Here is a 26828-nt window from a genome sequence, read left to right on the forward strand (position 1 = left end):
CGCGCTGCGACCGGCGGAGGTCCTAAGCAGCCTGTTCGCGCTGCGACCGGCGGAGGCTGAGCAACCCGATCAGGCTGATCACCGCCCAGCTGCCCTCGAGCAGCAGGAAGCCCCACGAGGACTGGACGGCGGCGATCGTTGCCAGCACCCCCGATCCGAGCAGGTTGAGCAACTGGTACGTGACGGTACGCTGGCGCAGCTTTCCGGCCTGGGCGGCCGCGAACGCGATCAGGATCGTGAGCGCACCGGCGATCTCGAGAACGTCGAGAGCATGCATGGGACGGCCCCCTCCCACGGGGCACGACGTCGTCTTGGCAGACCGGGTACGACGCCACTCGTCCGGGGAACCGCCGGGAAGGGCGGCTCCTAACTCGACGATAGCAAGCGCAGGAATTCCGTGTCCTTCCAGAGCCGCTCCGGGACGGGCTGCCGGACGAGCGCCGCGTCCGCACGGATCTCGGCCGGCGACGACGCCGCGATCAGCACCGAGGTGACAGCCGGATGGCGGCTCGGGAACGCCAACGCCGCCTGCGGCAGCGAAACGCCGTACCGCTCGCAGACCGCGGAGATCCGCCGCGCCTGGACGCTCTGTCCGTGCAGGACCTCGGGGGTGAGGACGCCGGACACGATCACGGACACGCCGCGAGCAGCGCACCGTTCGAGCAGCGGCTCGGCCGACTGGTCGAGCAGTCCGTACTGACCGCTGAGCAGCACGCAGTCGGGCTCGCCGTCGCGCACCAGCCGGTCGAGCTCGCGCCAGTCCTCCGCGAGCGCGCCGATCGCCTTGATCACACCGTCGCGCCGCAACTGGTCGAGCACCGGGAACGTCACGTCGTCCTGCGCGAACACCAGGTCGACCGCGAGCCCGAGGCGTTCGCAGCTCGCCCGGACCGATGCCTCCGGATCCGTCCCGGTCACCGTGGTCGCGATCAGGAACTCACCGCGCGGCCGGCGGCGCAGCGCCGTACTGAGACGGGGTTCGGAGGCGCCGTACGCCGGGGACGTCTCGAAAAATCTCATACCCGCCTGGTACGCCGCATCGATGGTGGCGATCGCCTGCTCGTCGGCAGCATCCTCGGCCCGGCCGAGGCCCGGTGCGTCGCCGAGGCCCGGTGCGTCGCCGAGGTGGCAGCCGCCGAGGCCGAACCTGGGCGGCCGGAACCGGGCCGTGCAGCGGGCAGCGAGCACCTGGCTGGGTGCGGCCATCGCACTCACCTCCGCTGGGTCGGTTACCTACCAGGATCGGGGCTCGGCGGCTTCTGCGCATCTCGAAACTACCGACCGGAGGCGTACAGCGCCTGCACCTCCGCGTCGGTCAGAGCGCGGTCGTACAGGTGCACCTGGTCGATCGTCCCGTCCAGGAAGTCGACCGGGTTGCCACCGAACTTCGCGCGGCCGATGACGGTGTTACCGGTCGCGGTCGAGTCGAGACTGCACGCGCTCTTCGTGGCGACGAGCTCCCCGTCGACGTACAGCTTCAGCTCACCCTGCACGACGTCGCGGACGCCGGTGACGTGGTACCACTGGCCGGGGTTCGGCTTGGTCGGCGACAGCGCGCGGATCCCCGGGAAGCTCATCGCGAACCGCTCGTCCTGCCCGGAGTACTGCAGGAAGAACGCGCTGTCCCGGTCACCGTCCTGGCTGACGAACGTCTGGAACGAGCCGTCGGCCTTGTTGAGCTTCACCCACGCGCTCGCGGTGTAGTTCTTGCTCGTGTCCAGCAACGCCGCGCCGGTGTCGGCGTACTGGCCCTGGCCGTTCAGCACCAGCCCCTGGCCGTTCTTGCCGTCGCCGTACGTCGCACCGCCCTGCGGTTTCGCGTCATTGTTGCCGACGGCATCGTCACCGGATCCGTCGAGTGGATAGAAGTGGATGCCGTCCTCCCCCGGTGTGCCCGGTCCGGGATCCGGCGTCCCGCTGCCGGTGCCGTCCGCGGTCGCGACGATGCGTTCGTTGATCGTGCGCACCTGGGCGAAGTCCATCTTCGGTACGCGGCGGTCGTAGGTGAAGAAGCCGTTCAGCTCTCCCTCGACGTCGGTGATCTGGGTGTAGACCGATCCGCTGATGCCACACTGCTGCGCCGATTTCAGGACATCGGTCTGGTTCTCGACGTAGCGGCGGGTGAGCGTCTCCGAGTCCGGCAGCATCTCGTACGCCGATCCGTCGCCGAACCACATGTGGTCCGGCACCTTCAGGCCGAAGCCGCCGTGCTCACCGTCGACCGCGGCGCGGTGCTCGTCCGGCATGGTCGTCGCGGGGCCGAGGTAGGCGTGGTAGTCGAGCAGGTCACCGCGACCGGAGTCGCCGTGCGAGTTGCAGCAATTGACACCGCTGTGCGCGTTGACCAGTCGGGTCGGGTCCTGAGCTTCGACCGCATCGGCGATGCGACCGGTCTCCTCGCGGTCCCACTCGCCCCAGCCCTCGTTGAACGGCACCCAAACCGTGATCGACGGTACGCTCTTGTGTTCCTCGATCAGCTCGTGCAGCTCGGCCTCGAACTGGGCACGCCACGGATCCGGCATCGCATCGGTCTTCGACGACGGCATGTCCTGCCACACCATCAGGCCTAGCTTGTCAGCCCAGTAGTACCAGCGATCAGGCTCGACCTTGATGTGCTTGCGGACGGTGTTGAAGCCGAGGCGCTTGTGCTGCTCGAGGTCGAAGCGCAGCGCGGCATCGGTCGGTGCGGTGTTCAGGCCGTCCGGCCAGAAGCCCTGGTCGAGCGTCGACAGGTTGAACAGGATCTCCCCGTTCAACGCCATCCGGAGCTTGCCGTCGGCCCCTTTCTGCAGTCCGACCGAGCGCATTCCGGCGTACGAGCCGACCTGGTCCACGAGCTTCCCCCGGTCGAACAGCTTGACCTTGAGGTCGTACAGGAACGGGTTGTCCGGTGACCAGGTCTTCGGGTTCTTGATGCGGAGCTTGAGCTCGGCGTTCGCCTTGCCGGTCGCTCGGGCCACCGGCCGACGTCCGTCGTACGCCGTGACCTCGACGTCGAGGCCTTGTGGGCCGGTGGTGTCCGCGGTGACCTTCAGCGTCTGGTTCGGCAGGTCCGGCGTGAGCTGCAGACGCTGGATCGACGCGGCGTTGACCGGCTCCATCCAGACGGTGCGCCAGATGCCGGAGCTGCCCTGGTAGAAGATGCCGTGGTCACTGACCTTGCGTTGCTTGCCGATCGGCTGGAACGTGTCGTCGGTCAGGTCCTCCGCCCAGACGATCAGTTCCTGCGGGCCTTTCGTGTGCAGCGCGTTCGTCACATCGACGTCGAACCCGTCGTATCCGCCGCGATGGGTGGCCACCGGCCGGCCGTTGACCCACACCTTCGCGTCGTAGTCGACCGCGCCGAAGTGCAGGACGAGGCGTTTGCCCTTCCACTGGTTCGGCACCTCGAAGGTGCGGCGGTACCACATCCGGTCCTCGTGCTTCTGCAGACCGGACAGGGCGGACTCGATCGGGTACGGGACGAGCACCTTCTCGGCGAGCGTGCGGCCGAAGGGCGGTGCCTCACCGGGGGCGGCGGGCGCCCATTCCCAGAGGCCGTTGAGATTGCGCCAGTCGGGGCGGGTCAGTTGCGGTCTCGGGTACTCCGGGAGCGCGTTGGTGGGCGAGACGTCGTCGGTCCACGGGGTCGTGAGCGGCGGGGTTCCGGGCTGCCAGTCATCGGGTGCGGTGGCCCGGGCGGCTGGAGGTACGACGGCCGAGGCAGCCACCAGGGCTGCCGCGGCGAGCATTTTGAGCATGGGCGGGTCCTTTCGGGACGGAGAAAGGCGATCCCCATGGAAACGTTCTCATCCCAAAAAGGCAAGAGTTCGCGCATGTTCAAACATGCGGGTGTCTACCCGAGCGGGACCGTGAGGCGGGACGGGTTGCTCGCGGGTGAGCTGAACGTCACCGTCGAGCCGAGCACGCTCCGGCCGAGGTACCGGGGGTCGACCGTGTCCACCACCAGCACCAGCCGATGACCGGCCGGCACCTCCCAGCTCGTCGCCTCCAGCCGGAGGTCGAGGGGTACGGGCTGACCGGGCGTCGCTCCGCGCAGCGTGTACGGCTTGTGCGAGATCAACGAGCCGACGCCGAGCGCGTCGACGTCGTACAGGTAGGCGAACAGCGACGTGTCGGCCGCTGACGGCGTCACGGTCAGCTGCGCTGTGGGGATGCCGTTGACCACCGTCGGCCGGTCGAACTTCGGGCCGGTCCAGACGCCCGCGAAGGTCCGACTCACCAACGGTGTCGCGACACCGGTCGGGATCGACAACAGGCCCTGCAGTGCACCCGACACGAGCGCGACACCGCTGTCGGCGATCGTCGGCACGCCCGCGCCGATCGTGCGGCTCCAGCCCGTCGAGGCGGTCGCCTGCATCGCGCCTGCCTTCGTGAGGTACGACGTACGCTCGCCGCCGACCGCTGCCCAGTTGGGGTAGCCGCGCCAGACGCCGCGCTGCGACTTGAGTTGGACCGCCGGCTCCTTGTCGGCGCCGTTGTCCGCATCTTGGAGGTAGTGCTTCAGCCAGCCGACGAGTTCGTCCCAGGTTTCATTGGGCAGCCCAATGGCTCCGCTCGCGTCCGGCGTGGCGTGATCGCCGTGCGCCAGCAGCAACCGCTTCGGTCCGGTCAGCGCGGTGAAGAAGTCCGTGTACTGCGAGGGCGGGAAGATTGAGTCCTCGAACGCGTTGGCCAGGAAGATCGCGGTGCCGTGCGCGTTGAGCCGGCCCACCACGGTCTGCGCCGACCTGGGCGGTGCGAGTTGCTTCGCCTGCGCGATCGCTTTGTCGAAGTCGCCGGTGACGAACTTCGTCTGCAGCGAAGCCAGCTCCGGACCGGGCCGGCCGGTGATGTTGCCCAGAGCAAGCAGACCCGCCACCGACTGAAGGGCCACGGTTTCGTTGGGGTTGAGCGATCTGATCAGGTCCGCCCAGCCGCTCAGCGCGCCGGCCACCTTGATGCGCGGGTCCTTCGCCGCGGCGAGCAGCGACGTACCCGCGCCGTACGAGATCCCCACCGCCGCGACCCGACGGGTGTCCGCGGGCGTGTGCGCGTCGGCCCAGTCGATCACCTTGCTGACATCGGCGACGGTCGGCGGGCCGGCGATGTCGATGCCGCCGCCGGTGTCCCAGAAGCCGCGGCTCGAGTACGAGATCACCTGGAACCCGGCCGTGGCCAGCTTCGCGCCCTGGCCGACGTACTCGACGTTCGGCATACCCCAGCTCGACGGCATCACGACGAGCGGGAACGGGCCGCTGCCCTGGCCGGTCGGCGTGAGGACGACGGCGCCGATTTCGATGCCTCCGGCACCTGGGATGCGCTGATACGCGGCACTGAACCCAGGCTGGCTCGCGTCCGCGCGCGGGCCGACCGCGACGAGGGTCGCGGCGATCAGGGTCAGGGCAGCTGCGAACGCGGCGGCAAGTCGGCGCATGGGAACCTCCGGCAAGTGGAATTACCGGAGGGTAACCAGAAATCTACCGCTGTGTCACTAGTTCGGCACGGTGAGTACCGGATCGACGCCGGTGGCCTCGACCGACCACTCCCACAGTCGCTTCGCCAGCTCGGGATCTTGTGCGGTGCGGGACGGCAGCACCACCTTCGGCGTACCGCGGTACTCGAAGAAGCCCGGCCCGACGTACGAGCCGGGGCGCAGGTCCGGGTACGTCGCGGCGTACAGACTCGGCCATGCCCCCGCGGCGGCGGACTGCGCGAGCAGACGGGTCCCCGCGCGCCACAGCCGAGCCTGCAGATCGCGGCCCGCGAGCTCGGGCCCGGCCGCCTGGAGGTGGGTCGACGCGTAGCCGGGATGCGCGCCGACGCTCAGCAGCTGCGCACCCGCCGCGCGGGCACGGCGGTCGAGCTCGAGCATGAAGAGCAGGTTCGCGAGCTTCGACTTTCCGTAGGACTCCCACTTCCGGTAGCCCGCAGCCGGCTGCCGCAGGTCCTGCCGGCTGATCCCACGGACGGTCTTGTGCATGAACGAGCTCACCGTCACGACCCGGCTGCCGTGGCGAAGGAGCGGCAGCAGCCGGCCGGTCAACGCGAAATGACCGAGATGGTTGGTGCCGAGCTGCAGCTCGAATCCGTCCACAGTCTGCCGGTACGGCGGCGCCATCACGCCGGCGTTGTTGATCAGCACGTCCACGGCGTCGTACTGCTTCAGGACCTCGTTCGCGGCCTGCTCGACGCTCGCCAGATCGGCGAGGTCCAACTCGAGGACGGTCGGTGGCTTCCCGGCCTTGGCCGTGAGCGTTTCGGCGGCCTGCGATGCTTTCTGCGGATTCCGGGCCGCGATCAGTACGTCGGCACCGTGCCGCAGCAGCTCGAGTGCGGTCTCGTACCCGAGCCCACTGGTCGCGCCGGTCACCAGCGCGGTCTTGCCGGTGAGGTCAGGGATGTCCGCCGTACTCCAGGTCATGCGCCCACAGTTGTGGGCGCATGACCTCGGCGTGTCGCTACAGGATCTTGCGGGCCTTGAAGGCGTCGGTCACCGTTTGCGCGGCAGCCTTGCCGTACAGGAGCCGCGCGGCCTGGACGGTGTCGCGCGCCGCGTCGGCGAACGACGTGTCCGGGTCGTAGAAGAACGTCGCCTCGAGGATCACCTTGTTGGCCTTCGCCCGGCCGAGCGCCTGGTGGATGTCCCACAGCGCGTTCGACCAGATCTCGCCGTCGTCGTGCACCTCACCGGTCTTGTCGTCCATCGTCTTGCCGGTGTCCGTACGGCGCAGGCAGTGCGGCTCGGTCGAGGTGTACGACGTCGCGTCCCAGTCCATCACGCACGGCAGCTCGAAGCCCTTGCTCACCGGCACCGACATCGTCACGGCCCAGTAGTCGCCGAAGCCCTCGCCGATCGCGCCGGCCTCCTCGGACTCCCCGAAGCCCGGTACGACGTCGTCCTGGATCGCGTGCCCGTACTCGTGCCAGATCACCTCGGCGTCCTCGGCGTCGTCGACCCCGCCCTCGCCCATCGTGATCAGGTCCGTCGACGGGTCGTAGAACGAGTTGTCGCCCTCGTAGGTGTTGACCGAGAAGTCCTGCGACTCGTTGTTGACCTCGGTGAACCCGAGCTTGTGGATGTACTCCTGCGTCTGGTTGACGTGGTAGTACACCATCACCTGCTCGAACTTGTCGTTCGCACGCTGGTACACGAACGTGTTCGACTTGCTCTGGGCGAGACCGCCCTTCGCCTCCTTGACGTTCACATACGTCCCGCTGAGCGTCCCGGAACCGTCCAGGTTGCGCAGAATCACGTTCTTCTGCGCGAGGAACAGCTCGTCGGTGTTCTTGTCGTTCTTGTCGGTCAGCTTCTCGTTCTGCTCACTGACCACCGGGTTCGGGTCGAACACCGAGCCACGACCGTCGACGTTGTCGCTGATCACCTTCGACTCGACGACACTTCCGGTCTTCGCGTCGACAAGCGACCGGCTGACCCCCTCGGCCGAGCGACTGGTCACGTTCCACACCAGGCGCGCGTTCGGCCCACCGATCACCGCGAGCTGCGCGGCCCCACTCGTGGCCCCCGGCTGCTTCACCGCATCCTTGTGCGGCCCGGCGACCCCGGCCCGGTTGGCCCGGTTCGCACGCGCCGTCACGGCCGTGTTCGCCGCCTGCGTCGCCACGGTCGGCGCGACCTTCGCACTGACGTCGAGGTTAGCCGGTACGGCGGCCCGCCCGTCCGCGATCTGCACGGCACCACCCTCGGTCACATGCTTCGCGTAGTACCCGTTGACCACCGGCAGACCCTTGAACGTCTGCTCGTACCAATAGTGCTTCCCCAGCAACGAGGTCTTGGTCTTGATCAACTTCAACCCGTCCGCCTTGGCACTCACCACCTCCGGCGCCGCCCCCGCCGCACTGGTGAACGACACCCCCAGCGACAACCCCGCCACCCCGACAACAACAGCCACCAGCGCCTTCCGGCGTCTCCTCATCCGTTCCCTCCCAGCTCCTGTTGCGTAACACAACCACTACGATCCGTCGAACCCTAATTCCCCACCCCACCCCCTGTGAAGCCACAACCACCCACCGCCACACCACAAGGGAAACCCCGCACAGCGGTCGCCAGGGCGGCGGCAACACAACAGCCCGACCCCTGAGGGATCGGGCTGTCATGTCCCGCACCTACGAACGGCGAATCTGCAAGAGCAAACCCGAGCCCGCAACTACGAGCGGCAAAAGCCCCGGCCAGAACACCGCGGCCGCGAGACTGACGATCAGGATCACCCGGGCAAACTGCCGAAGCAGACTTCCCAAGCTCACCATCAGCGAGGTCAAGGCGACCACATTGGCATTCCAACGCTCAACTTTCTGTTCGAAAGCTGTGCGCCTACTACGGGTGTTGGCAGCCATAGGATCCGACTCCTAAGGTGAGGTGAAGGATCGCCGATAGCTGCGCGAACAACCAATCGGCGAATCAATCACAAGCGAATGAAGGCACCGATTGGTACTTTTGTGTTGTGTTGACAGGCTAACAACTGCCTTCGGCACTGCGCCACCACCGCCTGAGAGAAGGCCATCAGGTACCGTGGGCTGGTCGGCTGAGGTGCGCGAACACCGTTGATGCCGATGAGACCGCGGCGCATTTTCGGATCCGACTCCGTGCGCCGCGGTCTGCTCAACCGCGCAGGTTGACGAGGACGGGACCGACGCGAACGCCGTTCGACCGCGCCAACGAGATCAATGCGTGCCCGGCCGGCACCCCGGTGATGATGTCCGACACCGTCCACCGAGCACGCTCGACCCGCCGAGCGCTGTAGCCGGACGTGCGGCTCTCCGACCGCCCGCCCATCGATCCGAATTCGTTGTAGTGAACGCCGCTGGTCGCACTTCGATTGATGGTCGTTTCGGTGACGTACTGCTCCCCGAACCAGCGGGAGAAGACGTCCGCGTCCGCGGGATCGATGCCGCCGAACACGGCTTTGCATCCCGTCGACCCGAACACGGTCGCACGAACCTCCGGCGGGAAGTCCGACATCGTCTGCGACAGCAGGATCAGACCCGCGTTGTTCGAGCGCAGCTTCTGTACTCCTCTGGCGACGTAGTCGTCGACGAACCGGCCCGCCTCGTCGATGACGAGTGCCTTGAAGATCGATCTGTCGGTTTCGCTGGACGAGGTGATCTGCACGAATTGCGAGACCACCAGCCGAGCAAGAATCCGCGACGCGTCGGGGTACTCGGCTTCCGGTAGCGCGACCCTGACCCGCACCGGGCGGTTCAGGTCGCGCATCTGAAACGTCGGGCCCGTGTGATCGAACAGGTTCCGGAGCGACGGGCGATCGAGTAAAGCGAACCGCTCAACCAGGCTGGCCGCCGGGTCCGCGCTCCGTTGGGTCTGTGCCTTCCGGCTGTCCAGAAGAGCCTTGAACTCCTTAGCGCCGGGTCCTTTCAGCCGCTCCTTCACTCGGTCCATGGAGGCTTGATCGGCCCGGAGCAGACCGAGCAACTCCGGTACGGTTGGCCACCGTTGGTACGCCGCCTCGAACGGCGCGAGACACGCGTACAACGCATTCTTCGAGGCGTCGATGAAGTAGGCCTTGTCGTCACTCACCCGCGGCGGCAAGAGCGCGCTGGCCAACCGGTCCGCGGCTACATCCGCCGTCCGCGATCCACCGAACAGGCTGAACCCGCAGCTCGGGTTCAACGGATCGATCGTGACATCGAACCATCCGTCGTAAGCAAAGTCTGTCGACTTCGGATCGACGACGACCATGCTTGCTTTGCCTGTCAAGGCCGCAAGCGAGAGATGTTCGACGATGGGCGTCGCCAAGCCACGGGTCTTGCCCGACCCAGGTGGCCCGATGACCAGCAGGGACGTTCGCAGCACATCCAGATCGATGCCGAAGTCACCGGTGATCTCGAAATCGCTGCGATGGTCGGCGACGACTTCTCCGAGCCGAACCTGGCCGGCAAGGAGGTTGTGCCGGGCGAACCTCTGCCCCGGCAGATTCCGTTGTTGCGATGGATGAACGAGGGCCGCGCTGTTGTCGCGCTCGATGGCACGAGTGAGCCGTTCGAGTTCCTCCGGGTGCGTCATCGATCGATCGATGACATGCGCGATGCGGGCACGATCGACGTCGCCGAAATCGGCAGAACGCGCCAACTCGTCGAGTTGCGTTGCCAGGTCCGCGTGCGAACCACGGATCTTCTCCCAGGGTTGCACAGTGCGCCTGGGCCTAGTTGAGGGCTGTGGAGGAGGCGGAGTCTGTCCGCCGACTGCGGCTGCGATGGCCGCCAGCCTGTCCTTCAGCGACTTGAACTGGTCGCGTCTCTTGTTCATGATCTCGTGTCCTGCAGGTAGATCTCGAGTGTCCGAATGCGATCAGCGATCGACGGATGCGTCGCATAGAGTGCGCCACGCCAGCCGGTGGCTCGCCTTGCGACGTCCTCACCCTGCGCCTGCAGGTCGTAGAAAAAGGCGATGAGCTCCCGCGCGTAACCGAGATCTGCCGCGACTCGATCAGCGACCAGTTCAGAACGCCTGCTCAGCCAAGCGAGCGGGATCGGCACAACGAAAGGCAGGATTGCGTAGAGCATCCAGCCCCAGTCCGATCCGCTCCCGCCCCAGAGGGACTGAATTGCAAAGCCGCAGATCGCGAGGACGACGATCGCGACGACGAGACATCCCACGGCGGCAACCTGCGAGCTGAGCCGCAAGAGTGCCCGGAACGCCGCTACCATCAGCCGCGCAGGTTGTGCGTACCAGGACACCACAAGCGTTGCCCACGGATGCCCGCCGCTGTGGTGCCCCAGTTCGTGAGCCAGCACAGCCTGCAGTTGGCGCGGGGGAAGATTGTTCAGTGCCCACCTGGTGACGGCGACTGACCGGCCAGCGACAGACGCTCCGTTGACAGTCTCAGACTCTTCGACCCACAGCTTGTGATAGCGGGGATCGACACCGGCACGTGTGCACACGGCCCGCCATGCGACGTCGAGCTTTTGCTGTTCGAGCAGGGTCGGCAAACGCAGCCGATACAAGTACCTGGCGACGTATTCCTCGGTGGAGGGCACCACTACCAGCAGGCCGGACAAGACCCAGAGCGTGACGATGAGCACGACAGCAAAACCATCGACGATCCACGACGCGACGGTCGAAACGACGGCGAAACTCCAAATCGCCCACGGGATCCCTAGTAGCAGCTCAGCAGCAGAGTGTGTGGAGAACGCGAAGGCGGGCGGCGGTGATCCGCCGACAGAAGCAGAGTCGCCGGTTCCGAAGGTGCCCGGAAGACCGTCAGGGGCGTTCGGCGCAGGATCTCCTTGCCTGGGCTGTGCGGCCGACTCCCAGTCGTCGGGCGAGAACGATCCAGGCCGGTCGCGGTCGTCAGGATCGCTCATCTGACACCTCCGGTCGGCTCGACGACTCCCAGTTCAGCATCACTTGCGCATCTCTCCCAAGTCACCACGCTTGCCGGTCGCCTCAGTACATCGACACATGCACGTGGTCGTAGTGACCGCCGGTCGCGTCCGTCGGATTGTAGACACCACCTCCGTTGTACGGTCGCCACTGTCCGGTCCGGGCACTCCAGATCTTTCCGTACCAGATCACATACCGCACCCCGGTCTTACCTGCCGTACTGACCGTCCAGTTCGCGTACTCATCGCCTTTGGTCCGCTGAGCGGGTGATTTGCGGGCATCTCCTCCGACGAATACGTCGCAGGCCTTGCCTTTGGGGTGGTCACTTGTCGGGTTCCACGCATGAGCGTCCCAGCAAGACATGCTCGGATTCTGCAGAGCAGTTCGCGCGGCCTGGACCCAGGCAGCCATCCGTGGAGTCAGCAGGCCACCAGTCCCGGTCGGGTCCGGCACGCTTTGCTCCTCTGCAGGCCATTTTCCAGCGATCGGCTTGCCGTCGACCAGTCCGCCTCCGCATTGGTCGCCAACTTCAGTGCCTGGCGATGACGTGCCGCCTGCCGACGGCCGACCCGACCCGCCCGCGTATGGATCCCCCGGCCTGTTGAGATCGATACCGGCTTCCTCAGCGATGAGCCGAGCCGTGTTCTCCTGCCGGGCATAGGCATCAGGAAACGCTGAGACTTGAACCGCCTGCGCGGCAACCGTGTAGGGCATCGTCTCCCAGCCCTTGATCTCCACAAGTCCAGGTGGACTGGGTGGCTCCGGTCCGCCGAAGAAGGCGTTGGCCGCGTAGACGGGATCAAGGATCTCCTGCACTGTTCCCCACCCTGCCGACGGCCGCTGCTGGAAGAGCCCGACAGAATCCCGGTCACCGTAGGTGAGGTTCTGGAGCTGCGACTCCTGCAGCGCGGTCATGAGCGCGACCAGCGTCGCCTGGCCTGGCAGACCTCGTTTGACCGCAACACCGTCGATGATCTTCGCGTAGGAGATCTGGACGGCGCGCAGGGAGCCACGTACGGGCGGGTCGTCAGCACCTCCCGGTACGCCAGGCGGGCAGGCAGCGGTCACCTGGTTGCTTCCGGCACCGAACGGGGCCAGGATCACGGCAGTCGTCAGAACCAGAACGGCGCCGACCGCCGCGATCTTCGGCGCGAGACTCTTTGCACCGGCCAAACCCGCGGCCTCCGCAAGATCCCTACCGCTAAACATCGAGAGCACCCCAACCGCGCGTCACGGGCCGGTACCCCCGTCGACTGCGCTGACCAGCCAGCGTCCGCTGTCGGGCATCACGGTGACGAGCAGCGGCACGGCGAAGCGGCCGGCGTCGTCACCGGTCGTCTCGATGTTGATGTTCACCAAACGAGTAATCCTGGTCGGGGTGTCAACGGGAGCGGTGTCCGGTCTGGGCTTGACGATCGACACGGACAGAACCCTCGACGTTCCACCACTGTCCCGCAGAGCGCCGTACGTCGAGTCGACCGACGCCCTGAAGCTGTCGGCCAGTTCTCGCGTGGTGAATTGCGCTGCTCGCTCGACGAGTTGAGCGTAGGTCTCACGTGCCGGCTGACGCGTGTAGAACACCTTCGCCCAACTCCGCGTCGCTTCGTCTGCAGCAACCGTCGCTTCCGCCCCAGGGCGCTGCGTCTGCGGCGGGGGAGTCGAAACGGGCAAGGGGCCGTTCGGCGTTGATATAGGCACCGTCGTCTCACCCTCGTCAGGCCCGCTGGTTGCCGAGTCTCCAGGCGTCAAGAGACCCGTCGGACCTTGCTCACCCTCATCACCGAACAGGCGGGGCAGGCCACCTCCGACGCCTAGGACAATCACAGCGAGAAGGACGATCACCGCGATCACGCCGATCGGGCTCGCCGGCTCGCTACGGCGCCGCTCGCGCAACAGAGCGCGCTGGCGGGCGATGTCTTCGCGACGACGCTCGCGTCGATTCCTGGGCCGAGGCGATTCGGTTGGTGATTCCGATGTCTGCCACATATCGGACGACGAGCCGGGGCGCCGACGGTTGCGACCAAACGCCATGCTTGGTCACCGCCCACCCGCACGTCGGCTTGTCGGGCCACTGGCCCGCGCCGCCGAATACTCCCGGAAGTGCCGAGGTGTCGAGGTTGTCGCCTTCCGAGCCACCCGGCCCGCCTTCGGCGGGCCTTCCCGCAAACTAGCGGAATGAACCAGGACGCGCCTCGGTTCGTAGCCACCGTTTCTGAGTTGGGCCGCTGCCTGAGAAGGCTTCATATGCCGCCCCGTACTCAGTTCGGGTTGACGTCGCGTCGACGCGCTGACCTGCTTGCCGGCATCTCGCGATTCGCCTTGATAGATACTCTCCTTGGCACGACGTCCGGCGGTTGCATCACCATTCTTGGCCGGCTTCGCGCCGATGGCTGAAGCTGATCCGATCGCGACGGGAGCGACAACGGCACCGCCCACTCGGCTTCGCGCTGGTCGAAGGGCATCCGAACGGCGACGTGATCCGCCTGCTCTGGCACGCCCGGCCTCAGATGTTCCGGCGGAGCGGTCGCCGTACTCGGCCGGACGGCTGCTGCCGACAGGCGGCATCGTTCGATAGTTTCGGTTCGTCTCCACACGCTCGTCGCCAGATCCGCCCTCGGTCGTCCGGCCACCTGCTTTCGGTCGTTCAGGAGTGGGCGCGGACGTCCGGCTGCGCAGAGCCGTCACCACACGCCTGACGGCGTGAACGGCACCTCGCCGGGCATACGAGCCCATCATCATGCTGCCGATTCCAGGCTTCATCATCGTGCTCAGACTTTCGAGCAGCTTTCGCAGGCGGAAGGCCGCGACCAGGACAACCAGCGCGAGGCACGTCACCGGCAGCCATCCCAGGGTCTCGCTCAGCGTGAATACGGCCGTCAGCATCGACAAGGCGATGCCGAAAACCAGCATGGCCGCAACTGACTGCAACACGAGGCCGAGCAAGGACTCCAGCCAACTCATCCCCCATTGCCGCGATCGGCCAGGGATGATGAACAGACAGGCGAAGATCACTCCGACGACGAGCAACAGCAGGCATCCGACGAACGCCAGCAACGCTGTTGCCGCGAGACCGATCGTCAGGAAAGCGAACATTCCGGCCGCCACCGCGGCAACGGCGAGGACTCCGACACGGCCGAACGCGTTCTCGCCTTTCGCCCACTTCACGGTCGGCGCGTCGCCGCTGCCTTCGCCCTTCGCCACCTGGTCTTTGATGTAGTCAAGGCGCTTGTCGGAGTCGGCGCCGATGTCGAGCATGCCCTTGCCGTACCGCTTGCAGGCCTCGATCGACCCGAATTCGGCAACGCACCAAGGCGTTGCGGCAAAGCCTCGCCAAGCAGCGTCGCCCGACTTCCGCAGCAAGTTGTCACGACTCGACCCCGGGAATGCCGGTTCAGGCAGTTCAATAGGCGACTTCATCGGCTTGCCCAAGACCTGATCCGACGCTCCCATGACGGTTTGCGCGCCGACCTGCCTTGCGCCGTCGACACCCTTGAGCCAGGTCGTGGCTCCGAAGGCCAGGCTGACGGCCAGAAGACCGGCAGCGAACACCCAGACCAGCTGCCCGAACGCAGTCCCAGTCGATCTGCGGTGCACATACGCGGCAATTGCCCCGAACGCCAGCGCGGACGGCAGCAACCAACCGGTGAGTTGGCCACTGATTCCGCCGATCGCACCCGCGGTTGCATTCATCAAGGGCTTGATGTCTGTGAACGAGAACAGCCACCATCCGATCGAAATCGCTGCTCGGGTCGCAGCGATCACGAACATCATCAGCAACGAGGCGAACGAGTTGAAGATCGGCCGGAGCGGATCCCGCAGGCTTCCCTCGAAATCAAGACTGTAGGCCAGCGGGCTGTACTGCTCGAAAAGAGTCTTGGTGTCGCCGTGCGTCAGGTCAGGTGTCGGCAGCAGGTCCGCGAAGCCAGTCGGCGTTGTTTGCTGGTTGGGGTCGGCGGCCATCGCTACCTGGGTGGTGACGATGACGGAGATGGCTAGGACGGTGAGCGCCGTGCGGAGGCGGCGCTGCCATCTCATGCGACGTGCTCCTTGCCGCTGGGGGATTGTGCGGGTTGGTCGGAGCCGTTGGGTGGTGTCTCGGGGGCTTCGTAGGCCGGGTACATGGCCTCGTTGTATGCGGCCTCGTCGGCTTCTTGGTCGTAGACCTCGTCGGGGCCGATGGGCGATTCGTAGCGGAGGGGGTGGCGGTGGCTGTGGTCGGTGGAGGGGTCCTGGGGGGTGGGGACGGGGGGATGGCCGTTCTGCTGGGCGACCGCTGCCGACGGAGCCTCGGTGTGCGGAGTGGTTGGCTGGGGGGCCTGCGACTCCGGTGCGTGGGCGGCCGGGACTTGGGTGGCCGGCTGCGCGGCGCCGTCGTGGTGGGCGGCCGGTTGCGGAGTGCCGTTGTGCGGGGCGGCCGGCTGTGCGGCTCCGTTGTACGAGGCCGTCGGTTGCGGCGCAGTCGGTTGCGGCGCGGATGGTTGCGCGGCAGGTTCCGGCGCGGGCGGTTGCGGCGCGTGCGAGGCGGTAGGCGCCGCGACGGTGGGCTCCGAGACAGCGGGCTCCGACGCGGTGCGCTCCGAAGCGTGGCCCTCGTCGGTGGGAGGGGCGGGGTGGTGGGAGGCGGCTTGGGCCTGGGCTGAGGAGGCCGGTTCGTAGAGGTCTTCGTCGTCGAACGGGTCCTCGGCGTAGGCGTCCTCGGCCTCGGGCGTCGGAGTCGCCGCCGGTGTGTGTTCGGATTCGGGGGTGGTGCGGAGCAGGTCGGCGACGCGTTGGCTGGGGATGTCGATCTGGACGGTGGCGACTTCGTCCCAGCGGTCGCGCATGATGCAGTGGCCGTGGCGGATGGACTTGCCGTTGGCGGCGGTGTTGATGCCGCGGACGAGGGTCTGGTACGGCGGCGTCTGCGGGCGGCCGAGGAGCTCGAGGAGGGAGTCGACCTGTTCGCGCGAGCGGAGGCTGAACGCGAACAGCGTGGTGATCTGCTCGACCAGGCCGGGGAGCTTGAGGATCGACGCCGGATCCTGGGTGTCGAGCACCAGGGAGGCGCCGAGGGCGCGGCCGACGCGGGCGATGTAGTCGAGGAAGGACGCGCCGTCCGGGGTCTTGGTGAGCAGGTGGACCTCGGGGACGATGACGACCTTCGAGCGGCCGCGGAACTCGCGGCGTCCCGTCGTACGGATCATCCAGGCGAGGCAGCCGCGCAGGCAGGCCATGCCGACGCGTTCGATCGGGGACCAGGACTCCGGTGCCGACTCGGGTGACGGGAGGGTCAGGCCGGGCATCTGGACGACCCAAAGGCCCGGGTTCGTGGTGAGGGAGGACAGGCCGGACGGCGGGCCGGCGACGACCGATCCGAGGCCGGTCTCGACCAGGTCGCGCAGGGCGAAGCCGACCGTGCGGACGGTCTCCTCCTCGGAGTTGCACAGCCGCTGGATGACACCCCATGAGGAGGGGTCGGGCGACTGGATCTCCGCGCGCGTGGCGGCGACGACCGGAGCCTCGGCGGCGCCGCGCAGGTGCGGTGGCAGCAGGAGCATGAGCTGCGACGGCGCCTGCAGCAGCGCGTCGTCGACCGGAAGCACCCGCAGCAGGTCCGCGGCACCGGAGAACTGCGCCGTGATCTCGATGACCGCAGTCGGTACGCCGTACTCGGCGGCGACTGCTGACACGCCGGCCGCGTCGCCCTTCAGGTCGAGCAGCGGCACCCAAGCACCGGCGAACGCGGAATCCAGACCGCCGAGCATCGCAGCGGTCGTCTTGCCGCGACCGGACCGCCCCAGGAACAGTGTCGTCGTCGCGTCGCCCAGCGCCGAACCGGCAGCCGCGTCGAACCGCACGAGACCGGGGGTAGAGCCGGTCAGATACCCAATAGCCGGACCGGTGGCGTCACCAATGGACGCGCCGCCCCAGAACCACGAACCGAAGAACGCCGTCGACTCGCGCACGTGGCCCAGGTCAGGCACCCGCAACTGGTCGCCTGGCAAGGATTCCAGCCAGAGATCGCGCTGCTCGTCGGCGCCGACCGCGACGGTGATGCCGCGATCCGCGTAGTGCGCGATGACCGCGTCGACGTACGCCTCGAGGTCTTCGCGGGTGTCCGCGCTGACCAGCAGGCGGGGATGGTCCTCGACCAGGGTCAGACCGCTGCGGTTGATGTCGCGTTTCACCTCGCGCATCACGCGTTCGGTCTCGACGATCTCGTCGGCGGTCTCCTCCGCGGTGCCCTTGGCGGCCGAGCGGCGTTGCTCCTTGGCGCTCTTCCGGGTCTCGTCGACCAGGTGGCGCGCCGTCTTCTTCGTCAGTACCCGGAACCGGACCGAGGCCTCGACGGTGACGTCGATTTCCTCGCCGTCGTCGTCGATCGCCTTGATCTCGGACAGCGTCCGCAGCCACTCCCCCGCGCCCGGCGTCTCGAGCTCCTCGGGGAAGTCGGTCATCGCCAGGACCGAGGTGTACGCCGCGATCTGGCCGCGGGTGTCGTAGATCCGGAGGTGGTCCGTGTACGGCACCACGCGCCCGGACGTCAGCCGGGCGAGCGAGGCGCCGGTGATCAGGCCGCGCCGTGGCGCCGCGACCGCGCCGCGGTGCATCTCGCGGCTGATCAACCAGGAGATGACCTCGGCCGGGGCGGTGTGCGCACGCCAGACGGTGGAGCCGAGCTGACGAGCGAGCTTGCGCACCCGCTCGTCGAGGTGGGCGAGTTCACGGGCGCTGACGCGCCACGACGTGGTCCCCAACGCGTCGCTGATCGAGCCGCGGACCTGGGCGGTTGCGCGCGGATCGCGGTCGGACAGGTGTACGCCGAGCGCGACGTACCGCTCCGGCATCCGCATCTCGTCGATCCGGTCGGCGCGGGTCTGCGCCCACGCCTCGTGGTCGCCGAGCCGGTAGTGGCCGGCCACGGAGTCGAGGTAGTCCTGGCCCGTCGAGCGGCCCCACACCACCTTCAGGTGACTGAGGCGGTCGCCCAGGATGGTCGCGGCGGCACTTACCGCGGCGTCCAGGGCGGCGTCCTGCTCGGCCTCGGTGGCCAGGTCGGTGTTCGCCACCGAGATCAGGAACCACGCTTCGGCGCTGCGCTCGGTCACCAGCAGACCGTCGGCGATGGCCACCAGCCGCGGCGGTGGCAGGCCGCGCTCGCGACCGACCCCCACCAGGTTCAGGAGCTTGTCAGCGATCTTCATCCAGGCCTCTTCCTGACGTCCTGCGACTCACCCGTTGTACGTGATCAGCACCCAGCAGGCGGGCCCGCTGGCTGACGGTGATGTCCGCACCGGCGCGGACCATCGGATCGACCTCCGCCACGACCTCGCGTTCCCATTCCGGCGTCACCCGGGCCTTGGCCAGGTCGGCCACCTTCCGGGTCGACATCCGCTCCCGCCAGGGCAGGTACTCCGATTTGTCGGCGGCGCGCGCACCGAGGCCGATGATCGGCCGATGCGCCCGCAGCGCGTACCGCACCGTCAACGCCCATTCGGTCACCCGGCGGCGCCGCTCGTGGAACTTGCCCGGCCGCCAGCCGAACGCGGTGATCACGAACGGCGGCACGATGTAGAGGCTGACGGTCGGCTTCTGCGGGACGCCGACGAACGGGAACAGCAGGGCGACCCAGAGCACGATGACCACCGCACCGAAGATGATCATCCGGCGCCGGGCGCCTTCCCCGAGGTCGATCCCGAGCAGGTCGTACTGCCGGGTCTCGATCTCGAAGTGGTGGGTAAGGGTACGGCCGACGCGCATCAATTGCCTCCGGAGAGCAATCCCCAAAAGCCCTTGAGCACGTTGATGGTCTGGTTGTTGGCGTAGATCAGCCCGCCGACCAGCACCCCGGCCGCGATGTGGCCGAACAACTCGCCCCACTCGCGCTTGAAGTAGTGACCGATCGCGCGCAGCACGAGGATGGCGATGAAGATGTTCCCCGCGATGACCAGGACCCAGTCCTTGAAATCCGCGCCGGTCGGGACGTTGCTGTCGGCCATCGGCACGGCGAGCTGAACCACGCTCGCAGCCAGTTCGTGCGTCATCATTGCGGTGTCTCCCTTGTTGCCTCGGTCATCCGATGGCCCGTCGCTGGATTCATCCGACGGCAGCCACTTGCCATCGCTGTGCTCCGTCCGTGGCGACAGTACGCCTCAGCGTGAGCGTGTACGTCTGGTCCAGCGTGGTGTCACCCACCCCTTCCCAGGTGACGGCCGCGGTCGCCCGCCGCTCGTCGTCGTTGCCCGTGTACACCTGCCAGTCCTTCAGTTCACCGAACTTCACCGCGCCGTTCAGACTGCGGATCGTCGCCCCCGGCGCGGTCACCGCGGACACCTTCGTGTCGGACTCGGCGTACGCCGAGAAGAACGCCTCCGCGTCCTTCTCGGTCACCTTCGTGAGGTCGTCGTCCGGGTTGCCCGCGTCGGGCATGTTGCTCGGCAGCGGCGCCCGCTCGTCCGGGACGAACGTCGGCGGCCCACTGACCACCACCCGGGCCGCGGTCCGCGCGACCGGCACCGAGATGCGCTGCCAGGCGATCGGGCCGGACGCCCAGTCGCGGCCCCGCTTGGTGAACGTGTACACCCGGACCCGGACGTCGACGACGGCCGTGACGCCGTTCGGGTCGGCCTTGACCTCACCGGGGTAGGCCACGTCCGCGGTCTGCTTGCCGCGGCCGTTCCAGCCGGCGCGGCTGTCCAGCCCGGACGCCAGGTCGAGCTGGATCTGCGCGGGGCGGGCGTCCGGGTTGTTCTCGTCCCAGGTCAGGTAGGAGATCGCATACCGCGTCGCGACCGCGCTCGCCTCCGCGGACGGGAAGCTGTTCTGCGGGCTGACGACGGTCGCAGGCGTCTTGTTCGGCGCGATCCAGGAACGCACGCCGCTGATCGCGGCCAGCAGCAGTACGACGACCACGAGCCCGCGGAAGAACCGCCGGGCCCATGTGGAGAACGACGACTCGGGCTCGGTCGACCACGGCGCCTGACCGGGCTCGAGCACCTCGCGCACGGGCCCGGGCGCCGCGTGCTGACCGTGCTGGCCGTGCGAGGAGCGCTGAGTCAAACGTTCGGGTGTACGAGGGCCGCCGTTCGGAGCCGGTTGCGGCGACTCGCTGGAACGTGCGGCCGGACGACGGGGCGGCGCGATCACGCCGCCGGGTGGTGCCTGGCCGGGCGGCGTCGGTTGCTGCGGAGCGGAGTACTTCGCCGCGACACCCTGTGCCTGGCGTGGGGTAGGGGAAGCCGGCCCGCCGGGGTGGCTCCACCACTCCGGCGCGGTGCTCTGCGGGCGCCCTTTGCCCGGTTTCCTGGTCCGTCGCTGGTCGGACCAGTGCTCACCTTTTGGCGGCAGATTCAACAGCGTTCGCCACCAACTCATCCCTACCCGCCCCTCAGACAGCAGTTACGCGGACAGTAGCCGGGAGGATACGGCACGCGACGACCCTCCGGGAGACCTGATGCCAGGATCCGGATGATCCATCGCTCGCCGCAGCCATACTGTTACCCCGCTCGCGGGCAGTGCCACCCTCACCGGCCGCTGGACCGGCACAGCGTGACACCATCGGTACCGTCGTCATAGCTCCTCTCTCATGCCCGCCCGGGTCGGCAGGCAGCGCACACCATGCCACACGCCGCGGACAGGTTCGAAAATCCGTGCGAAGAACATGGTAAAAGAACGCACCTCTGATCACGCATAGTAACCGATCCGGCGATGCTGCTGTGGAAAACTCTCGCGTGGCGACGGGGTCAAAAACGGCTGTGGACAACCGCTTGCCGGCAGCGGCCGGAGGCATAAGGTCTAAGTGATCCCTGCTACCCCTGGAGGACCAGGATGGAAACTCGCCGACTGGGCAGGCTCGGCCACCAGAGCTCGGTGCTGATCTACGGTGCCGCGTCGCTCGGTGGTGTCGACCAGGACCGCGCCGACGCTTCGATTCAGGAAGCGCTCGATGCCGGCATCAACCATTTCGACGTGGCCGCCGACTACGGCGACGCCGAGCTGCGCCTCGGCCCCCGGATGCCCGAGATCCGGGACCGCATCTTTCTCGCCACCAAAACCGGGCGGCGGACGTTCGAGGAGGCGTGGAGCGAGATCAACCGGTCGCTCGAGCGCCTGCAGACCGATCATGTCGACCTGATCCAGATGCACGCGGTCTGCGATCTGGAGAACCTCGATCTCGTGACAGGAAAGGGCGGATCGCTCGAAGCCGCGATCCGGGCCAAGGACGAGGGCATGGTCCGCGCGATCGGCATCACCGGCCACACCGCGCAGGCGCCGTCGGTGCACACCGAGGCGCTGCGGCGCTTCGACTTCGACAGCGTCCTGACGCCGCTCAACTACAAGCTGGCCACGGACCCGCAGTACGCCGCCGACTACGCCGGCCTGGTGGAGGCGGTCAAGGCGTCGGACGCCGCGCTGATGACGATCAAGATGATTGCGCGACGCAACTGGGCCGAGGGCGAGCAGAAGGCGTACGACACCTGGTACCGGCCGTTCGACGAGCAGCGCTACATCACCGCCGCGACCGCGTGGCTGCTGAACGGTCATCCGGAGATCACCGGCCTGGCTACCGCGGGTGAAACCCGGCTGTTGCGACAGATGATCGTCGCCGAACGCGAGCGCGCCGACCTCACGCCCGAGGCGGCCGCGGCGATCCTCGACGAGGTCCAGGACTACGCGTCACCCTTCGTGGACATCCCGATCTGACAACGTGGTTCAGCTCACATTCGAGACTCCGCATTCCGGTCACGTCGTACGGCGTACGAGATCGCCGTACGGTGCTGTCCGGGATGCGGGGAACAAGTGCGGGACGACCGGTGTTGACCACGGCGTACTCAACTATTTTCGGAGGTCGTAGTGGCAACGGTCGAGCTGACCCAGGAGAACTTCAACGAGGTGGTCGGTAGCGACGGCCTGGTTCTGGTGGACTTCTGGGCAGAGTGGTGTGGCCCGTGCAAGATGTTCGGGCCGGTGTTCGAGAAGTCTTCCGAGCAGCACGGCGACATCACCTTCGGCAAGGTGGACACCGACGCGCAGGTGGAGTTGGCGCAGGCCTTCCAGATCCAGTCGATCCCGACCCTGATGGCGGTCCGCGACGGCGTCGTGCTGTACTCGCAGCCGGGTGCGCTGCCGGCGGCCAGCCTCGAGGACCTGATCGGCCAGCTGCGCGCGGTCGACATGGACGAGGTCAAGGCCCAGATCGCGGCCCACGAAGCCGAGCACGGCACCGAGCCGCACACGCACTGACACACGCAAACGTTTGACGCGAAGGCGCTGCTGTACAAGCGCTTGACGCACCGACACTGACACCCCGAAGATCCGGGAGCTCATCTCCGAGCTCCCGGATCTCCGCTGTTCGGGGGACGGCAGGTTGCTGCCATTCGAGCATTGGCGGGCTTCCAGGTCGGGAAACTGGGTGACATGCGGACAACTGCGGCGGAGCGCTGGATGGTGGCCGGCGCAATGGCCGCCTTCCTGCTGGTGTTCGGGGGGATCGTGCTGGCCGCGATCGGCGGAATCGAGCTGTGGCACCGCAGTGGTGAGTACAAGGTCGGGTTCAGGAGCTCCGGCGACGACTGCGGCATCGAAAAGGTGGAAATCAGTGTCAGGTCGGGCAAGCCGCTGTTCTGTACGACGCCGGGGGTGATCGTGCCGAGTACGTGGAAGGCGTCCTTCACCGGGTTCACGGATGACCAGAACGCGGACGTGTTCGAGCTGGCGCTCGAGCTCGCGAAGGACGACGGGCTGTCCGAGGCCGATCAGCGGCAGATACAGTTCCGCGTCGACGCGTACGCCGGCACGGTGCCGCCCGAGCGTCGTCGGCAGCATCCGTCGTGGTCGGGCAAGAACCGCGTCGCCACCGGGGTCATCGCGCTCAGCCTCGGCGCGGCTGGGCTTGCTGTAGCGCATTCTGCCATCAGACCTCGCGGGCGCTGAGGATGCAGAACTCGTTGCCTTCCGGGTCGGCGAGCACCGTGGTGGCGAAGTCGTCGGCTGGCCGACATTCACACGGCCTGCTGGCGGGCGTCGTGGCAGTCGATCACGACCGTGTACCACCGGAGCATCATGGCGGCAGCGTCTCACCGGCCACCGACAGAGCCGGCGACGTCAGACGGAGTCACACGGCGAAAGACAGAGAAAGAGCGGGCCCTGGGCAGGAGAACGTAGCCAGGGCCCGCTCTTGGGGCTGACCGGAGCGGCTCTGTGGTGGCCGTTGGTGGCGGGCAGGTGAGGTGGCTGCCCGAGGTGGCTCACCGGGAGAGCTGCTCGGAGCGACGGTCAGCGGGACCGAGGGACCACATCGTCGGAGTCCCTCGCCGGGTGATCAACCCGGAACGCTCGAGCCGGAACGATCATCGCAGTGGGTCGAAGGGACGCAGCTCCTCGGGAGTACGGCCGGTGGTGATGGTCTCGGCCAGCAGCTGACCGGTGATCGGGCCGAGCGTGATGCCCCACATGCCGTGGCCGCCGGCGGCGAACACGCGTGGCGAGGCGGTCGCGCCGATCAGCGGCAGCCCGTCCGGGGTGCACGGCCGCGGCCCGACCCACTCGAAGGTGCGGGCGTCCAGGTCGGCGTCGCGCAGCAGCGGGCGGGCGGCCTCGACGATCGCGTTGATGCGGCGCGGGTCGAGCTTCGCGTCGGGCTTGCGGAACTCCATCATCCCGGCGACGCGGAGCCGGTCGCCGAGCGGTGTGCAGGCGACCCGCTGGGCCGGGAAGTACACCGGGCCGGCCGGTACGTGCGCCATCGGCACGCTGAAGCTGTACCCGCGCCCCGCCTGGACCACGGTCCGGACGCCGAACTGCCGCGCGAGGTCGCCCAGCCAGGCTCCGGTCGCCATCACGACCGCGTCGAACGCGTCGGTCTCGCCATCGCCCGTGACCAACCGGACGCCGCGGATCTCGTCGACGATGTCGTGGACGTCGACGCCGCTGATGATCTGACCGCCGCGGGCCAGGACCGAGTCGGCGAGCAGGTTCACGTACTCGCCGGGGTTGATGAACCGCTGCCCGTGCAGCCGGATCGCGGCGCCGATCTCGTCGGACAGCGACGGCTCGATCTCGCGGGCGTCGTCACCGCTGAGCGCCTCGAACTCGATGCCCTGGCCGGCGGCGTGGATCTGCTCGATCTCCTCGAGCAGCACCTTGCGCTCCTCGACCGTCCGGTAGGCGGCCAGGAACGACTTGGCCTCGTACGTCTGCGCCTCGACGCCGGCCTTGGCCAGGAAGTCGAACGCGGGCAGCGCCTGCCGGTTGATCGGGACCAGCGCGTCCATCGCGGTCTTCCATCGTCCGGCGGTGCTGTTGCGGGCGAAGCGGGTGAGGAACTTCAGCAGCCGCGGGCTCGCGGTCGGCGGCACGTACACCGGCGAGGAGGGGCTCAGCACCGCGCGGACGCCGTACTTGAGGACGGCCGGTTCCGGGAGCGGCGTGGCCAGGCCGGGGGTCAGCCAGCCGGCGTTGCCCCAGGACGCGCCCGCGGCGACACCCTCACGGTCGAGCACGGTGACCTCGACGCCCGCCTCCTGGAGGAACCAGGCGGTGGCCAGGCCGACCATGCCCGCGCCGACGACGGCGACGCGATCAGGAACGATGTGCCTCTCGGCAGATGCGGAACCAGCTGTGGTCATGTCTCGATGGTGGGGCCCCGCGGAGCGCCTGTCATGGTGTGATCACACCATTACCGGCACCAACGACTGTGCTCATCGCACAATAACCTGCACAATGACCGCATGATCTCCTCGTCGGACCTGATCACCGCCGTCGGCCCAGCGCTGTTCGAGGTAGTGGTGCCCGGCAAGGGCGACAGCGAGGTCCGGGACGTCTTTCTCGCCGACCCGCAGGAGCCCGCGACCGGTCAGCCGGGCGATCTGGTCCTCGGACTCGGCCTGCGCAACGCAGAGGACGCTGTCGAGCTGGTGGAGCGCTGCGCCGCCGGCCACGCGTCTGGCGTCGTTCTGCGTACGGCGCTCGCGCACGAGCCCACTGTGGTCGCCGCAGCCGAGCGAGAGGCGCTAACGCTCGTAGCGCTGCAGCCGACCGTCACGTGGGCGCATGTGGTGTGGCTGCTCCGCGGTGTTCTCGACCGAGCGGCCGCACCGGACTCACCCACCGCCGGTGACGCCGGTGTACACCAGGAACTGTTCGCGCTGGCTGACGCGGCCGCAGCGATCGTCGACGCACCCGTGACCATCGAGGACAACCAGTCCAGGGTCCTGGCGTACTCGTCCGGTCAGGACTTCACCGACCCGACCCGGGTGTCGACCATCGTCGGACGCCGGGTGCCGCCCGAGGTCATCGCCCACTTCCGGGCCCGTGGCATCTTCCGGCGGCTGGCCCGGTCCAGTGAGCCGTTTCTGGTGCCTGACGGACCGAATGGCATCCGCCCGCGTCTCGTCGTACCGGTCCGGGCCGGTGGTGAATGGCTGGGGTCCATCTGGGCAGTTGTCGACGGCCCCGTGAGTGAATCGGTCACGGCAGAGCTCAGCAACGCAGCATCCGTGCTGGCGCTGCACCTGTTACGGCTGCGAGCTCAGGCCGACGTGGCGCGGCGCAGCGCGATCGACCGGCTGCGCACCGTCCTGCGGCAGTTCTCCCCTGACAACCCGGTCGACGTACGGCTCCCTCGGCACCCCTGGCGGGTGGTCGCACTCGGCTCGCCGGACGGGTACGACGTACCGCAGCAGCTCGACCTGTGGGAGTCGACGGGCCGTCGGCACGGGTGGAGCGAGCCGCAGCTGGCCGACCTGGACGGGACGGTGCTGGCTGTCGTCACGGACGCGGACGGCCCCGGCTCGTGGACGTGGTTGCAGAAGCTGGTCCTGGAGCAGCCTGCTGGTACGTACGCGGCTGCAGGCGGTCCCGCACGCGGTCCGGCCGATCTGCCGAGCTCGCGTGCCGAGGCGGTCGAGCTGCTCGGTCTGGTACGGCGTGGTGTCGCGCCGGGACCGGTGCTGCGTGTCGAGGAGGCGTGGCACGTACTGACCGTGCACCGGGCGGTGACGTCGCTCGACACCACCAAGATGGACGGTCCGCTGGCGACGCTGCTGCGGCACGACATCGAGCACGACACCGGCTACGTGGAGACGCTGCAGGCCTGGCTGGACTTCCCCGGCCAGCCGCAGCGGGCAGCCCGCCAACTGCACCTGCACACCAACACGTTGCGGCATCGGATGAAGCGGATCGGCGAGATCGCCGCGCTCGACCTGTCGGATCCGCGCGAACGGCTGGCGCTGCAGCTGCAGATCGCGGCGGTCCGGACCGAGCACTGAGCCTCAAGCAACGAGCAAACGAGCACTGAGACCTACGCCACAGGCTCATGTAACAAGGCTTCATATTCCGGCAACTGTTGGGCAACATCCGCCTGACAGAGTCTTCCTTGTCAGCCGGTCCGACCTTTCACCAGGAGGCCGGAAAGGCTGCCGGGTCCGAGCTTTTCACCAGGAAGCTCGGGCCGCCCGTGGGCCCGGCGATTGTCTGAGCGATCGCCGGGCCCCGCGGTATTTCCAAGGCT

21 protein-coding genes and 1 riboswitch are annotated in these 26828 nt (G+C 67.7%); of the genes, 4 read left to right on the forward strand and 17 right to left on the reverse strand.

Going from position 1 to position 26828, the window contains the following annotated elements; genetic code table 11:
• Positions 1-22: 22 nt before the first annotated feature.
• The 16 genes from AB0B82_RS09100 to AB0B82_RS09175 form a co-directional block, all read right to left on the reverse strand.
• Positions 23-277 carry a hypothetical protein gene (locus AB0B82_RS09100; RefSeq protein WP_360164324.1) on the reverse strand — a complete coding sequence of 85 codons (255 nt, stop codon included), beginning with the start codon at positions 275-277 and terminating at the stop codon, positions 23-25.
• A 23-nt stretch (positions 278-300) separates the two neighbouring features.
• Positions 301-368, reverse strand: a riboswitch (guanidine-III (ykkC-III) riboswitch).
• Positions 367-1206: an aldo/keto reductase gene (locus AB0B82_RS09105; protein ID WP_360164326.1), complete on the reverse strand. Its 840-nt coding sequence runs from the start codon at positions 1204-1206 to the stop codon at positions 367-369. (Overlaps the previous riboswitch by 2 nt.)
• A 68-nt stretch (positions 1207-1274) precedes the next feature.
• Positions 1275-3740 carry a LamG-like jellyroll fold domain-containing protein gene (locus AB0B82_RS09110; RefSeq protein WP_360164328.1) on the reverse strand — a complete coding sequence of 822 codons (2466 nt, stop codon included), beginning with the start codon at positions 3738-3740 and terminating at the stop codon, positions 1275-1277.
• A gap of 95 nt (positions 3741-3835) precedes the next feature.
• Positions 3836-5416, reverse strand: coding sequence for a CocE/NonD family hydrolase (locus AB0B82_RS09115; RefSeq protein ID WP_360164330.1), 1581 nt, complete (start codon positions 5414-5416; stop codon positions 3836-3838).
• Positions 5417-5473: 57 nt separating this feature from the next.
• Positions 5474-6403, reverse strand: a complete 930-nt coding sequence (locus AB0B82_RS09120) for an oxidoreductase (RefSeq protein WP_360164332.1) — start codon at positions 6401-6403, stop codon at positions 5474-5476.
• 37 nt (positions 6404-6440) lie between these two features.
• Positions 6441-7916, reverse strand: coding sequence for a M36 family metallopeptidase (locus AB0B82_RS09125; protein WP_360164334.1), 1476 nt, complete (start codon positions 7914-7916; stop codon positions 6441-6443).
• A 190-nt stretch (positions 7917-8106) separates the two neighbouring features.
• On the reverse strand, positions 8107-8334 hold the full coding sequence (locus AB0B82_RS09130; RefSeq protein ID WP_360164336.1) for a hypothetical protein: 228 nt from the start codon (positions 8332-8334) through the stop codon (positions 8107-8109).
• Between the two features lie 265 nt (positions 8335-8599).
• On the reverse strand, positions 8600-10261 hold the full coding sequence (locus tag AB0B82_RS09135) for a TraM recognition domain-containing protein (protein ID WP_360164338.1): 1662 nt from the start codon (positions 10259-10261) through the stop codon (positions 8600-8602).
• Entirely contained in the window at positions 10258-11319 is a 1062-nt protein-coding gene (locus tag AB0B82_RS09140; RefSeq protein ID WP_360164339.1) for a M48 family metalloprotease, read from the reverse strand. The genes AB0B82_RS09135 and AB0B82_RS09140 overlap by 4 nt, the downstream gene beginning before the upstream one ends.
• Positions 11320-11401: 82 nt before the next feature.
• Entirely contained in the window at positions 11402-12511 is a 1110-nt protein-coding gene (locus AB0B82_RS09145; RefSeq protein ID WP_360164341.1) for a hypothetical protein, read from the reverse strand.
• Positions 12512-12568: 57 nt separating this feature from the next.
• Positions 12569-13369, reverse strand: coding sequence for a hypothetical protein (locus tag AB0B82_RS09150; protein ID WP_360164343.1), 801 nt, complete (start codon positions 13367-13369; stop codon positions 12569-12571).
• A gap of 6 nt (positions 13370-13375) precedes the next feature.
• Positions 13376-15373: a hypothetical protein gene (locus AB0B82_RS09155; protein ID WP_360164345.1), complete on the reverse strand. Its 1998-nt coding sequence runs from the start codon at positions 15371-15373 to the stop codon at positions 13376-13378.
• Complete coding sequence (locus tag AB0B82_RS09160; RefSeq protein ID WP_360164347.1) at positions 15370-18522, reverse strand: ATP-binding protein; 3153 nt, start codon at positions 18520-18522, stop codon at positions 15370-15372. The genes AB0B82_RS09155 and AB0B82_RS09160 overlap by 4 nt, the downstream gene beginning before the upstream one ends.
• On the reverse strand, positions 18509-19078 hold the full coding sequence (locus tag AB0B82_RS09165) for a hypothetical protein (protein ID WP_360164348.1): 570 nt from the start codon (positions 19076-19078) through the stop codon (positions 18509-18511). The genes AB0B82_RS09160 and AB0B82_RS09165 overlap by 14 nt, the downstream gene beginning before the upstream one ends.
• A complete protein-coding gene (locus tag AB0B82_RS09170) occupies positions 19078-19365 on the reverse strand; it encodes a hypothetical protein (RefSeq protein WP_132157243.1) in 288 nt (95 codons plus the stop codon). Before AB0B82_RS09170 ends, AB0B82_RS09165 begins: the two co-directional genes overlap by 1 nt.
• A gap of 49 nt (positions 19366-19414) precedes the next feature.
• Positions 19415-20377, reverse strand: a complete 963-nt coding sequence (locus AB0B82_RS09175; RefSeq protein WP_360164350.1) for a conjugal transfer protein — start codon at positions 20375-20377, stop codon at positions 19415-19417.
• Positions 20378-21145: 768 nt separating this feature from the next.
• Here AB0B82_RS09175 and AB0B82_RS09180 point away from each other — a divergent pair.
• From AB0B82_RS09180 to AB0B82_RS09190, 3 genes are all read left to right on the forward strand, one after another.
• The gene (locus AB0B82_RS09180; RefSeq protein ID WP_360164352.1) at positions 21146-22021 is read left to right on the forward strand and encodes an aldo/keto reductase; all 876 of its coding nucleotides are present in this window, start codon (positions 21146-21148) and stop codon (positions 22019-22021) included.
• A 150-nt stretch (positions 22022-22171) separates the two neighbouring features.
• Complete coding sequence (gene trxA / locus AB0B82_RS09185; protein WP_360164354.1) at positions 22172-22561, forward strand: thioredoxin; 390 nt, start codon at positions 22172-22174, stop codon at positions 22559-22561.
• A 174-nt stretch (positions 22562-22735) separates the two neighbouring features.
• Positions 22736-23251, forward strand: coding sequence for a hypothetical protein (locus tag AB0B82_RS09190; protein ID WP_360164356.1), 516 nt, complete (start codon positions 22736-22738; stop codon positions 23249-23251).
• Between the two features lie 416 nt (positions 23252-23667).
• Here the strand turns inward: AB0B82_RS09190 and AB0B82_RS09195 are convergent, their stop codons facing one another.
• A complete protein-coding gene (locus AB0B82_RS09195; protein ID WP_360164358.1) occupies positions 23668-24945 on the reverse strand; it encodes an FAD-dependent oxidoreductase in 1278 nt (425 codons plus the stop codon).
• 102 nt (positions 24946-25047) lie between these two features.
• Here AB0B82_RS09195 and AB0B82_RS09200 point away from each other — a divergent pair, with 102 nt between their 5' ends.
• Positions 25048-26586, forward strand: a complete 1539-nt coding sequence (locus AB0B82_RS09200; RefSeq protein ID WP_360164360.1) for a helix-turn-helix domain-containing protein — start codon at positions 25048-25050, stop codon at positions 26584-26586.
• The last annotated feature ends 242 nt before the right edge of the window (positions 26587-26828 follow it).

This window comes from Kribbella sp. NPDC048915 (assembly GCF_040649595.1).
In the GTDB taxonomy this organism is placed as follows: Bacteria; Actinomycetota; Actinomycetes; order Propionibacteriales; family Kribbellaceae; genus Kribbella.

Bases quoted from the DNA above. Each gene is read 5' to 3' on its own strand.
- AB0B82_RS09155 (WP_360164345.1), bottom strand. From the start codon at position 15,373: ATGAGATGGCAGCGCCGCCTCCGCACGGCGCTCACCGTCCTAGCCATC.
- AB0B82_RS09140 (WP_360164339.1), bottom strand. From the start codon at position 11,319: ATGAGCGATCCTGACGACCGCGACCGGCCTGGATCGTTCTCGCCCGAC.
- AB0B82_RS09190 (WP_360164356.1), top strand. From the start codon at position 22,736: ATGCGGACAACTGCGGCGGAGCGCTGGATGGTGGCCGGCGCAATGGCC.
- AB0B82_RS09160 (WP_360164347.1), bottom strand. From the start codon at position 18,522: ATGAAGATCGCTGACAAGCTCCTGAACCTGGTGGGGGTCGGTCGCGAG.
- AB0B82_RS09120 (WP_360164332.1), bottom strand. From the start codon at position 6,403: ATGACCTGGAGTACGGCGGACATCCCTGACCTCACCGGCAAGACCGCG.
- AB0B82_RS09180 (WP_360164352.1), top strand. From the start codon at position 21,146: ATGGAAACTCGCCGACTGGGCAGGCTCGGCCACCAGAGCTCGGTGCTG.
- AB0B82_RS09170 (WP_132157243.1), bottom strand. From the start codon at position 19,365: ATGATGACGCACGAACTGGCTGCGAGCGTGGTTCAGCTCGCCGTGCCG.
- AB0B82_RS09100 (WP_360164324.1), bottom strand. From the start codon at position 277: ATGCATGCTCTCGACGTTCTCGAGATCGCCGGTGCGCTCACGATCCTG.
- AB0B82_RS09110 (WP_360164328.1), bottom strand. From the start codon at position 3,740: ATGCTCAAAATGCTCGCCGCGGCAGCCCTGGTGGCTGCCTCGGCCGTC.
- AB0B82_RS09135 (WP_360164338.1), bottom strand. From the start codon at position 10,261: ATGAACAAGAGACGCGACCAGTTCAAGTCGCTGAAGGACAGGCTGGCG.
- AB0B82_RS09150 (WP_360164343.1), bottom strand. From the start codon at position 13,369: ATGGCGTTTGGTCGCAACCGTCGGCGCCCCGGCTCGTCGTCCGATATG.
- AB0B82_RS09130 (WP_360164336.1), bottom strand. From the start codon at position 8,334: ATGGCTGCCAACACCCGTAGTAGGCGCACAGCTTTCGAACAGAAAGTT.
- AB0B82_RS09200 (WP_360164360.1), top strand. From the start codon at position 25,048: ATGATCTCCTCGTCGGACCTGATCACCGCCGTCGGCCCAGCGCTGTTC.
- AB0B82_RS09105 (WP_360164326.1), bottom strand. From the start codon at position 1,206: ATGGCCGCACCCAGCCAGGTGCTCGCTGCCCGCTGCACGGCCCGGTTC.
- AB0B82_RS09165 (WP_360164348.1), bottom strand. From the start codon at position 19,078: ATGCGCGTCGGCCGTACCCTTACCCACCACTTCGAGATCGAGACCCGG.
- AB0B82_RS09125 (WP_360164334.1), bottom strand. From the start codon at position 7,916: ATGAGGAGACGCCGGAAGGCGCTGGTGGCTGTTGTTGTCGGGGTGGCG.
- AB0B82_RS09195 (WP_360164358.1), bottom strand. From the start codon at position 24,945: ATGACCACAGCTGGTTCCGCATCTGCCGAGAGGCACATCGTTCCTGAT.
- AB0B82_RS09115 (WP_360164330.1), bottom strand. From the start codon at position 5,416: ATGCGCCGACTTGCCGCCGCGTTCGCAGCTGCCCTGACCCTGATCGCC.